This window comes from Accumulibacter sp. (assembly GCF_023806635.1).
GTDB lineage: Bacteria > Pseudomonadota > Gammaproteobacteria > Burkholderiales > Rhodocyclaceae > Accumulibacter.
On sequence record NZ_JAMTDQ010000041.1, the window covers coordinates 77506 to 88424 of the forward strand.

General features: G+C 66.9%; 13 protein-coding genes. 4 read left to right on the top strand and 9 right to left on the bottom strand.

Annotated elements, in window-relative coordinates:
• Positions 1-131 precede the first annotated feature (131 nt).
• Complete coding sequence (gene galU, locus NFW30_RS07205; RefSeq protein WP_295353573.1) at positions 132-1031, top strand: UTP--glucose-1-phosphate uridylyltransferase GalU; 900 nt, start codon at positions 132-134, stop codon at positions 1029-1031.
• Positions 1032-1223: 192 nt separating this feature from the next.
• Positions 1224-2813 (top strand): L-aspartate oxidase, encoded by a 1590-nt coding sequence (nadB, locus tag NFW30_RS07210; RefSeq protein WP_295353571.1) that lies wholly within the window; start codon positions 1224-1226, stop codon positions 2811-2813.
• Between the two features lie 9 nt (positions 2814-2822).
• Here nadB and NFW30_RS07215 read toward each other — a convergent pair whose 3' ends face one another.
• The 9 genes from NFW30_RS07215 to NFW30_RS07255 all read right to left on the bottom strand — a co-directional run bounded on the left by NFW30_RS07215 (position 2823) and on the right by NFW30_RS07255 (position 9468).
• Complete coding sequence (locus tag NFW30_RS07215; RefSeq protein ID WP_295371941.1) at positions 2823-3392, bottom strand: protein YgfX; 570 nt, start codon at positions 3390-3392, stop codon at positions 2823-2825.
• Positions 3325-4563, bottom strand: a complete 1239-nt coding sequence (gene fabF / locus NFW30_RS07220) for a beta-ketoacyl-ACP synthase II (protein ID WP_295353565.1) — start codon at positions 4561-4563, stop codon at positions 3325-3327. The genes NFW30_RS07215 and fabF overlap by 68 nt, the downstream gene beginning before the upstream one ends.
• A gap of 111 nt (positions 4564-4674) precedes the next feature.
• The gene (gene acpP / locus NFW30_RS07225) at positions 4675-4911 is read right to left on the bottom strand and encodes an acyl carrier protein (protein WP_034899680.1); all 237 of its coding nucleotides are present in this window, start codon (positions 4909-4911) and stop codon (positions 4675-4677) included.
• A 113-nt stretch (positions 4912-5024) separates the two neighbouring features.
• Entirely contained in the window at positions 5025-5765 is a 741-nt protein-coding gene (fabG, locus tag NFW30_RS07230; protein ID WP_295353562.1) for a 3-oxoacyl-ACP reductase FabG, read from the bottom strand.
• A gap of 5 nt (positions 5766-5770) precedes the next feature.
• Complete coding sequence (gene fabD / locus NFW30_RS07235) at positions 5771-6712, bottom strand: ACP S-malonyltransferase (RefSeq protein ID WP_295353559.1); 942 nt, start codon at positions 6710-6712, stop codon at positions 5771-5773.
• Between the two features lie 22 nt (positions 6713-6734).
• Complete coding sequence (locus tag NFW30_RS07240; protein WP_295353556.1) at positions 6735-7694, bottom strand: beta-ketoacyl-ACP synthase III; 960 nt, start codon at positions 7692-7694, stop codon at positions 6735-6737.
• 1 nt (position 7695) lies between these two features.
• Entirely contained in the window at positions 7696-8709 is a 1014-nt protein-coding gene (plsX, locus tag NFW30_RS07245; RefSeq protein WP_295353554.1) for a phosphate acyltransferase PlsX, read from the bottom strand.
• 63 nt (positions 8710-8772) lie between these two features.
• Entirely contained in the window at positions 8773-8952 is a 180-nt protein-coding gene (gene rpmF / locus NFW30_RS07250; protein WP_034934403.1) for a 50S ribosomal protein L32, read from the bottom strand.
• Between the two features lie 21 nt (positions 8953-8973).
• Positions 8974-9468, bottom strand: a complete 495-nt coding sequence (locus NFW30_RS07255) for a YceD family protein (RefSeq protein ID WP_295371929.1) — start codon at positions 9466-9468, stop codon at positions 8974-8976.
• A 117-nt stretch (positions 9469-9585) separates the two neighbouring features.
• Here NFW30_RS07255 and NFW30_RS07260 point away from each other — a divergent pair, with 117 nt between their 5' ends.
• Together NFW30_RS07260 and NFW30_RS07265 are read left to right on the top strand one after the other, a co-directional pair.
• Complete coding sequence (locus tag NFW30_RS07260) at positions 9586-10176, top strand: Maf family nucleotide pyrophosphatase (protein WP_295353546.1); 591 nt, start codon at positions 9586-9588, stop codon at positions 10174-10176.
• A 22-nt stretch (positions 10177-10198) separates the two neighbouring features.
• Positions 10199-10909 (top strand): SAM-dependent methyltransferase, encoded by a 711-nt coding sequence (locus NFW30_RS07265; protein ID WP_295353543.1) that lies wholly within the window; start codon positions 10199-10201, stop codon positions 10907-10909.
• Positions 10910-10919: the final 10 nt, after the last annotated feature.

A 10919-nucleotide genomic window follows, 5' to 3' on the forward strand; every position in this document is an offset into this window, starting at 1 on the left:
CGGCCAACACGGTCACTCGGCAAGGGCCAGGGACAACGCCGGACACTCGGTCGCATCGGCGGAGAAAAGTCACATCGGCGCTCGCGGCATATGGCTAGAATCATGGCTGTCGAACAGCGAGGGTGAAGCGAATGAAGGTCCAGACGAAGGTGCAGAAGGCAGTCTTCCCGGTAGCCGGTCTCGGCACGCGTTTCCTGCCGGCGACCAAGGCCAGTCCGAAGGAGATGCTGGCGGTGGTGGATAAGCCGTTGATCCAGTATGCGGTCGAGGAGGCCTACGCGGCGGGGATTCGCGAGATGATCTTCGTCACCGGCCGCAACAAACGGGCGATCGAGGACCATTTCGATACCGCCTACGAACTCGAGGCGGAACTCGCCAGTTCGGGCAAGGACGATCTGATGGCGCTGGTCCATTCGATCAAGCCCGACGACATGGATTGCGTCTATGTCCGCCAGCCACGCGCTCTCGGGCTCGGACACGCCGTGCTGTGCGCCGAGCGGCTGGTCCGTGGCGAGCCCTTTGCCGTCCTCCTGGCCGACGACCTGATGATTGGCGAGCCGCCGATCATGCAGCAGATGACCGAACTGTTCGCCCGCCGCCAGTGCAGCATCCTCGCCGCCCAAGAGGTGCCAAGGAACCAGACCAACCGCTACGGGATCGTCAAGGGACAGCCTCTGGCATCCGACCTGGTCAAGGTCGATGGTCTGATCGAGAAGCCGCACCCGAGCGTCGCGCCGTCGAACCTCGCGGTCGCCGGCCGCTATGTGCTGACGCCGGCCGTTTTCGACCGTATCCGCGAACAGCCACGGGGAACCGGCGGCGAGATCCAGCTGACCGACGGCATCGCCGCGCTGCTCGCCAGCGAACAGGTCCTCGCCTACCGTTATCACGGCCGGCGTTACGACTGTGGCAGCAAGCTCGGGCTGATGCAGGCCAGCGTCGTCCTCGGCGAGACGCACGCCGAACTCGGTCGCGAGTTCTCGGCCTGGCTGAAGGACCGCCAGAAGCTGGCGCAGACGCTGGCCGGTTAGGGCCTGCCGCCACCCTCCCCCGCCCGGTGGCGCGGCCTTCGCCGCCACCCGTGCCGGCCGCAGACCCTGCCGGGGGGCAGACGCTGCCGGCAAGCGGGCGCATCCGGGCCGCCGGCCACCGCCGTGCCCCGGAACTCGCGCAGCGGCGCCCCATGCTATAGTTGCAGCCCATTTGGCAGGAGAAGACCCCTATTGGTGCTGCATTTCGATGTTCTGATAATCGGCAGTGGACTCGCCGGCCAGGCTGCGGCGCTGCGGCTGGCGGCAACACGACGGGTCGCCCTGATCAGCAAGCGCGCCCTCGAGGACAGCGCCTCGAGCTGGGCACAGGGCGGAATCGCCGCCGTCCTAGACAACCGCGACTCGCTCGAAGCACACATACGCGATACGATCACCGCCGGCGCCGGACTGAATGACCGTCGCGCCACACGCTTCGTGATCGAGAACGGGCGCCGCGCGGTTGACTGGCTGATCGACCAAGGCGTTCCCTTCACCCGCGACGAGGGAGGTTACCACCTCGCGCGCGAGGGCGGACACAGCGCTCGCCGCGTCATCCACGTCGCCGACGCGACGGGTCTGGCGGTGCAGACGACCCTCACCGGCAAGGTTCGCCAGCAGCCGAACATCAGCATCTTCGAGAACCACATCGCCATCGACCTGATCACCGGCGCCAAGCTCGGACTCGCCGATCAGCGCTGTCACGGCGCCTACGTCCTGGACAGCGGCAGCGGCGAGGTGCTGACCATAGGCGCCAGCAACACGCTGATCGCTGCCGGCGGCGCCGGCAAGGTCTACCTGTACACGACCAACCCCGACACTTCGACCGGTGACGGCATCGCGATGGCCTGGCGCGCCGGCTGCCGGGTCGCCAACATGGAGTTCATCCAGTTCCACCCGACCTGCCTCTACCACCCGCAGGCCAAGTCCTTCCTGATATCGGAAGCGGTACGCGGTGAAGGAGGCAGACTGCTGCTGCCCGACGGCAGCCGTTTCATGCCGCGGCACGATGCGCGCGGCGAACTGGCACCGCGCGACGTGGTGGCACGGGCGATCGACTTCGAGATGAAGAAGCGCGGACTCGACTGCGTCTATCTCGACATCTCGCACAAACCGGCGGCGTTCCTCGCCGAACACTTCCCGAACATCCTCGCGCGCTGCCTCGACCTCGGCATCGACATCACCCGTGCGCCGATACCGGTCGTTCCGGCGGCACACTATACCTGCGGCGGAGTCGTCAGCGACCTGCGCGCCCGGACCAACATCGCTGGCCTCTACGTCGCCGGCGAGGCCTCCTGCACTGGCCTGCACGGGGCCAACAGGCTGGCCAGCAACTCGCTCCTCGAGTGCCTCGTCTTTGCCGAAGCGGCGGCCGACGACATTCTCCGCCAACCCGCCGGCGAGCTGCCGGCACTGCCGGAATGGGATGCCAGCCGCGTCAGCGACCCAGACGAGGAAATCGTCATTGCGCACAACTGGGAGGAACTACGCCGTTTCATGTGGGACTACGTCGGCATCGTCCGCACGACCAAGCGACTGCAGCGTGCGCAGAACCGCATCCGCCTGCTGCGCCGCGAGATCGACGACTTCTACTCGCATTTCCGGGTCAGCCACGACCTCATCGAACTGCGCAACCTGGTCGTCACCGCCGAACTCATCGTCCGCTGCGCCCTGCGCCGGCACGAGAGCCGTGGCCTTCATTTCAGCCGAAACTACCCGGAAACGCTGCCGCGGGCAGTGAATACCGTCATCAAGCGCCACGCTGCAGGCGATCGCGCGCCTTGACCCGCGCGCTCACCGCCGAGTCACTGCGCCTTCACGGCTCCTTCCTCGCAGGTCGGTTGCCGGCAAGGCAGCAGGATCGGTCCGCCAGCGCAGCCACAACCGCAGGAGGCGGAACTGCTCGGTTGGCAGACTGTCGGGCAACAGCGTGAGGCTGCGTCGTCGCGCCTGATCGTCGCGCACGCGCAGGACGACGAGGCGTCCGAAGACGGTCGTTTCCGGCTGCACTTGGCAGGCGACGATGGAACCGGACGCGTGGCGCAGCGCGAGGTCGCCGTGAGCGCCGAGACGAACTCCGTTGAAGGGGCCAGGCCGCAGGCAGGTATAAGCCGAGATTGCTATTGGCAAGAGCAGGAGGCTGCGTGCGACCGAAGACCAGGGCAGCAGCCAGATGCTGCCCGCCGCCAGCAGATGCAGCACAGTCGTCGTCCCGGCCAGCAGCCGCGAACGGCGCAGTTCCAGAGCGAGCGGCCACTGCCGCGCCTCGCCGGGCAGCTGCGGCTCGGCGAGCGCGCTAGACGCGCCGGAAGACGACAGTGGCGTTGGTCCCGCCGAAACCAAAGGAATTGGAAATGCCGACATCGATGGCCAGTTGCCGTGCTTCGTTGGCACAGTAGTCGAGGTCGCAGGACTCATCCTGGCTGAAGATGTTGATCGTCGGCGGCGAGATCTGGTGATGGATCGCCAGCACGGTGAACAACGCCTCGATGCCACCGGCCGCGCCAAGGAGATGACCGGTCATCGATTTCGTCGAATTGACCACCAGCCGGTGCGCGTGCTCGCCGAAGGCGCGCTTGACCGCCGTCGTCTCGGCCTTGTCGCCGAGCGGTGTCGACGTGCCGTGGGCATTGATGTATTGCACCTGGTCGACGTTGAGGCCAGCGCTGCGCAGCGCGTTGAGCATGCAGCGCGCCGCTCCTTCGCCGTCCTCGCAGGGTGCGGTCATGTGGAACGCGTCAGCGCTCATGCCGAAGCCGACGAGTTCGCAGTAGATGCGCGCACCGCGCGCCCGGGCGTGCTCGTACTCCTCGAGGACGACGACGCCGGCGCCCTCGGCAAGGACGAAACCATCGCGATCGCGATCCCACGGACGGCTGGCGGTCTGCGGATCATCGTTGCGCGTCGACAAAGCCCGCGGCGCGCAGAAGCCGCCGAGGCCGATGTGCGACACGCAGCCCTCGGCACCCCCGGCGATCATGATGTCTGCATCACCATGCTCGATCAGGCGGCCGGCGTCACCGATGCTGTGCGTGCCGGTGGCACAGGCACTCACCAGCGACAGGTTCGGCCCCTTGTAGCCGTAGAGGATCGACAGGTTGCCGGAAATCATGTTGATGATCGAACCGGGAACGAAGAACGGCGATATCTTGCGCACGCCGCCGGCGACGAAATCCTCGCAGGTCCTTTCGATGACCGGCAGCCCGCCGATTCCCGATCCGATCGACACCCCCACCCGTTCGGGCACCACCTCGGCGCCCTCGAGTCCGGCATCGCGAACGGCCTGGATGCCGGCCGCCATGCCGTAATGGATGAAGACATCCATCCGCCGCGCGTCCTTCACCGGCAGGTACTGGCCGATGTCGAAGCCACGGACCTCGCCGGCGATCTGAACCGGGAAGGCTGAGGCATCGAAACGGGCAATGCGGTCTATTCCCGAACGACCAGCAACCACATTCTGCCAGGCTTCGGCAACGGTATTTCCGACTGGCGAGACGATTCCGAGGCCAGTAACGACGACTCTGCGACGTGCCACCTTGAACTCCGACGATCAGAACGTGCGGCGACGGGATGACCCCGGCTGCCGCTCACTCCCCGCCAGCCAGGGCCGTACCATCGGCCGACCGCACGGGGGCTGGGCGGGTGCTTACTTCTTGTGGGCAGTCACGTAGTCGATGGCCTGCTGCACCGTCGTGATCTTCTCGGCCTCGTCATCCGGGATCTCGCACTCGAACTCTTCCTCCAGCGCCATCACCAGTTCCACCGTGTCAAGCGAATCGGCACCCAGATCGTCAACGAACGAGGATTCGTTCTTGATGTCCGCTTCGTTGACCCCGAGTTGCTCGGCGACGATTTTCTTGACACGCTGCTCGATATTTTCCATCTAGAGGATTCCTTCACAAGGTTCAAACAGGAAAAAGCGCGACATTCTAACAAACTGACCGAAACTTACCAACGATTGCAGGCGACGGGCGGCGGCGCCGGCAACGCCGGTGATCAGTCCATGAACATGCCGCCATTGACGTGGATCGTCGTGCCGGTGACGTAGGCCGCACCTGCCGAAGCCAGAAAGGCGACCGCCGCCGCCACGTCCTCCGGCGCTCCCAGGCGCCCGAGTGGAATCCCGGCAAGCAGGGCCTCCTTCTGCTTCCCGTCGAGCGCCCGCGTCATGTCGGTATCGATGAAGCCCGGTGCCACGCAGTTGACCGTGATGTTGCGGCTGCCGAGTTCCCGCGCCAGTGCCCGGCTCATGCCGCCCACCCCGGCCTTGGCGGCACAGTAGTTGGCCTGCCCCGGATTGCCGGCGTGGCCGACCACCGAAGTGACGTTGATGATGCGCCCGTAGCGGGCTTTCATCATGCCGCGGATGACCGCCCGTGACAGGCGGAACACCGCCTTGAGATCGGTATCGACGACACAATCCCAGTCGTCGTCCTTCAGCCGCATCGCCAGATTGTCGCGCGTGATGCCGGCGTTGTTCACCAGCACCGATGGCGCGCCATGGTTCTTCTCGAGGTAGCTGATCAAGGCATCGATCTGCGCCGCATCGCGCACCTCGAGAACCCTGCCCTCCCCCTTGCCACCCGCGTCGGCGAGAAAGGCGGAGATCGCCGCCGCGCCCTCGGCGCTGGTGGCGGTACCGACGACCGTCGCGCCGAGCCGCGCGAGGTGCCAGGCGATGGCGCGGCCGATGCCACGCGAGGCGCCAGTGACGAGCGCAATCTGTCCGTCGAGCATGCTGTCTACTCCAGACTGCCGAGAGCGCCTTCCAGCGACGCCAGATCGGCCAGTGCGACACTCGCCACGCCGTCCGCGCAGCGCTTGGTCAGGCCGGCAAGCACCTTGCCCGGACCGCATTCGGCGACGATCGTGATCCCCATCGCCGCCATCCGGCGAATCGTCTCGACCCAGCGCACCGGCGAATGCGCCTGGCGCACCAGAGCCTCCCTGATCCGCTGCGGATCGTCTTCGATGGCGACGTCGACGTTGTTGATCACCGGCAGCCGCGGCGGCTGCAGGCTGATCTCGGCGAGGCGGGTCGCCAGCCGGTCAGCCGCCGGCCGCATCAGCGAGGAATGGAACGGCGCCGAAACCGGCAGCAGGACGGCGCGCTTCGCGCCCATGGTCTTGACCACCTCGCAGGCGCGTTCGACGGCCGCCTTGCTGCCGGCAACGACCGTCTGCCCGGGCCCGTTGAAATTCACCGGCTCGACCACCTCACCGGCACCAGCCGCGGCCGCCGCCTGTCGGCAGGCTTCGACGATCTTCCCGTCGTCGAGCCCGAGGACCGCCGCCATCGCCCCGGCTCCCGGCGGGACGGCCTCCTGCATCGCCGCCGCGCGCAGCCGGACCAGCGGCACGGCATCGGCAAAGGCGATCACGCCGGCGGCAACGAGAGCCGAATACTCGCCAAGGCTGTGCCCTGCCACCGCCGCCGGCAGCCGCCCTCCCCGGTCAAGCCAGAGGCGATAGACGGCTACACCGGCGGTCAGCATCAGCGGCTGCGTGTTGACCGTCTGCGCCAGAAGCTCGGCGGGCCCGGCAGCCAGCAGGCTCCAGAGATCCTCGCCGAGGGCGTTCGATGCCTCGTCAAACGTTTCACGGACGACCGCCGAGTCGCCATAGGCGGCCATCATGCCGACCGACTGCGATCCCTGCCCCGGAAATACCAATGCGAACGCCATGCCGAATCCCCCTATCCCCGGTTCATAGCTGCAACAACACCGCGCCCCAGGTGAAACCGCCGCCGACGCCCTCGAGCATCAGCCGCTGGCCACTGCGGATGCGCCCGTCGCGCAGGCCCTCATCGAGAGCCAACGGCACCGACGCGGCCGATGTGTTGCCATGCCGGTCGACGGTGACGATCACCTTGTCCATCGACATCTTCATCCTTCTCGCCGTCGCCTCGAGGATGCGCACGTTGGCCTGGTGCGGGATCAGCCAGTCGACGTCGGTAACCGGCAGCCCGGCTGCCGCACAGCACTCCTCGGCGACTTCGGCAAGGACGCGGACGGCGAACTTGAACACCGCCTGCCCGTCCATGCGCAGGAAGGGATCACCGACGACCTGTCCGCGGCAGATGCTGCCGGGGACCGACAGGATGTCGTGATGGGCCCCGTCGGCGTGCAGCGCGGTGGCCAGGATCCCCGGCTGCTCGGCGGCCTCGAGGACGACGGCACCGGCGCCATCGCCAAACAGCACGCAGGTGCCCCGGTCGGACCAGTCGAGGATGCGCGAAAAGACCTCGGCACCGACGACCAGCGCCCGCCGGTGGCTGCCGGAGCGGATGAACTTCTCGGCAATGGTCAGCGCATAGACGAAACCGCTGCACACGGCCTGGACGTCGAAGGCCGTCGCCGTCCGGTTGCCGAGCTTGCACTGCAACAGGCAGGCGGTGCTCGGAAAGATGAAATCCGGGGTCGATGTGGCGACGATGATCAGGTCGATGTCGGCCGCCGTCACCCCGGCTGCCTGCAGCGCCCGCTGGCTCGCCGCGCAGCCCAGGTCGCTGGCGGTCTGGCCCTCTTCCGCCAGGTGGCGGAAGCGAATCCCGGTGCGGCTGGCGATCCAGTCATCGTTGGTTTCGATTCCGCGGCGCGCGAGATCGTCGTTGCTGACGGGCGGCCCCGGCAGGAAGCTGCCAACCCCTGTGATGCGGGAGAACATGCTATGCGGTCTCCTGGAGTGGTTGTTGTTGCGCCATCCGCTCGCTGATGCGGGCAAGGACGCCATTCCTGGCCTCGTCCGCCGCCCGCCTCAGCGCACAACCGAAGGCCAGCGCATCGGCCGAACCGTGGCTCTTGACGACGATGCCGCGCAGACCGAGCAGCGTGGCGCCATTGTATTGTCGGTGGTCCACCCGCTTCTTGAAACGCTGCAGCACCGGCAGGGCGAGCAGGGCCAGCAGGCGGGTCAGCAGGCTGCGGCGAAACTCCTGCCGAAGGAAGGTCGCCAGCAGCTGCGCCAGCCCCTCCGACGCCTTCAGCGCCACGTTGCCAACGAAACCGTCACAGACGACGACGTCGGCAGCACCCTTGTAAACGCCGTCGCCCTCGACGTTGCCGATGAAGTTGAGCCCCGAATCGGCGAGCAGGTCGGCCGCGCGCTTGACGGCATCGTTGCCCTTGATCTCCTCCTGACCGATGTTCAGGATACCGACGGTCGGTCGCTCCCGATGCTCGACCGCGGCAACCAGCGAGGCGCCCATGATGCCGAACTGCAGCAGGTGCTCGGGGCTGCAATCGACGTTGGCGCCGAGGTCCAGCACATGCGTGTGGCCGCTCAGCGTCGGCAACACGGCGCAGATCGCCGGCCGCTCGATCCCCGGCAGCATCTTCAGGACGAAGCGCGACATCGCCATCAGCGCACCGGTGTTGCCCGCGGAGACGCAGGCATCGGCTTCCCCCTGTTTGACCAGGTTGATCGCCACGCGCATCGACGAGTCCTTCTTGCTGCGCAGCGCCAGCGACGGCGACTCGTTCATGCTGACGACCTCGGTGGCATGCCGCACGGCAATCCGCCCGACCGCGGCATCGCCGAGAAAGGGCTTGATGCCTTCCGCCAGGCCGACCAGGATCACGCGCACGTCGGCGTGCTCGCGGACGAAATCGAGCGCTGCAGGCACAGTCACCTGCGGACCGTGGTCGCCACCCATGCAGTCGACGGCGACGGTTATCGTCATTCGCCTGCGGACCGCTGCGAGTCAGTCAAGGCAACGCCCCACTGCCGAAGCGATGCGGCTGGATCACTCGGCCGAGCCTTTGGTCACCTTGCGGCCGCGATAGAAACCACTCGGGCTGATGTGATGCCGCAGGTGCACCTCGCCGGTCGTCGGCTCGGTCGCCAACGGCAGGCCGGGCAGTGAATCGTGCGCACGATGCATGCCGCGCTTCGACGGGGACTTCTTGTTCTGTTGAACAGCCATGACAAACTCCCAAATTGAGACTCAATCGACCTTGCCTCGCAGCCCGGCCAATACCGAAAACGGCGACACCCTTGCCGGCGCCGCCCCGCTGCCCGGCAGCGCGGATTCCTCGTGCCGCGGCGCAGTCGGCAACGCCAGGAGGACCTCGTCCTCGATCAGGACGCTGACGTCAAGGGCCTCCTGATGCGGCAGGAAATCCCTCGCATCGTCCTCCAGTTCCTCCTGCGTCAAATCCTCGTCACTGCCGATGAACTCCAGCAGACTGCGCAGATGCAGCGGGTACTCGTAGGCATCGAGACAGCGCTGGCAGAGCAGCGAGAGCACGCCATCGACCACCAACAGCAACTGCGAACGCCCACCCGCTGCACGCCTGCCGTCGATGCGAAAGCGCAGGCTGCCAGCGGTATCGGTCAGCAGATCGTGCAGGCGGGCCAGCGTCGCAACGGGCACTTCGCCCTGCAGCGAGCCCTCTTCACGGCCAAACTCCTGACTGTCGATGACAACGGGTCGCGACATAAGGCGCGCATGATATTATCTTCGGCTTTTGAAGTCAAAGCGGCGCACCGGCCGAACAGCCAGTCGATGCCATCTCCTGGTCCGATGCGGTGCCGGCGCGCAGTGACAGGCCGCCCGATGAATCCACCACCGCTGATCCTTGCCTCGACCTCGCCCTACCGTCGTCAGCTGCTGGCGCGCCTGGGGCTGCCCTTCGCCACGGCGAACCCGGCGGTCGATGAAACGATGCTGCCCGACGAATCACCCGAGGATGCCGCGCTGCGCCTTTCGCAGGCCAAGGCGCGTGCGGTCGCGGCCACACACCCAGACGCGTTGATCATCGGCAGCGATCAGGTCGCCTGCCTCGACGGACTGGTTTTCGGCAAACCGCTGACGCACCCGAATGCCGTTCGCCAGTTGCAGGCGATGCGTGGCCGACAGGTCAACTTCTTCACCGGCATCTGCCTGCTGCACGCGCCGAGCGGGCGGGCGCATTGCCGCGGCGTACCGACTCTGGTCACCTTCCGCGACCTGAGCGATGCCGAGATCGAGCGGTACCTGCAGCTCGAGCAACCCTACAACTGTGCCGGCAGCGCCCGCTCGGAGGGCCTCGGCATTGCCCTGATCGCGCGCATCGACGGCCCCGACCCGAACGCGCTCATCGGCCTGCCGCTGATCGCCCTCTGCGACCTGCTGCGCCGCGAAAACGTTTCGCCGCTGCAACCATGACCGCAGCCGTGCCGGCGGCCGGATGAAGGCGGGCCGGCTCTACCTGATCCCGGTGCCCCTTGGGCAGACCGCCCACGGCTCGGTCCTGCCGCTGGCGGTGCTCGAGCATGCCCGCCGGCTGAGCTGCTTCGTCGCCGAGAACGCCAGGACGGCCCGGATCTTCCTCAAGGCACTGCCGACCGCCGCGCCGCTGCAGCAACTCCGGATCGCCGAACTCAACCAGCACACGCCGCCGGCAGCGCTGGCGGAACTGCTCGCACCGGCACTGGCCGGGAACGACCTTGGCCTGATCTCCGAAGCCGGTTGCCCGGCGATCGCCGACCCGGGCGCCGACCTGGTTGCCCTGGCTCATGACCTGGGTATCGAGGTGGTGCCACTGGTCGGCCCATCGTCGATCCTCCTCGCCCTGATGGCGTCCGGACTGAGTGGCCAGAGTTTCGCCTTCCACGGCTATCTGCCCAGCGAAGCGGCTGCTCGCGAGCGGCGCCTGCGCGAACTGGAGAAGGAATCGCGGCAGCAACGGCGCACGCAGATTTTCATCGAAACGCCGTACCGCAACCGCCAGTTTCTGGCGTCGCTGATCGGCGTCTGCGCGCCGGCGACACGCGTTTGCATCGCCAGAGACCTGACGACGGCAGGCGAACTGATCTGCACCCGCACCGTCGCCGAGTGGCGGCAACGATCGCTACCCGATCTCGATCGTCGGCCAACGGTCTTCCTCCTGCACGCCTGAGCGGGCGCCG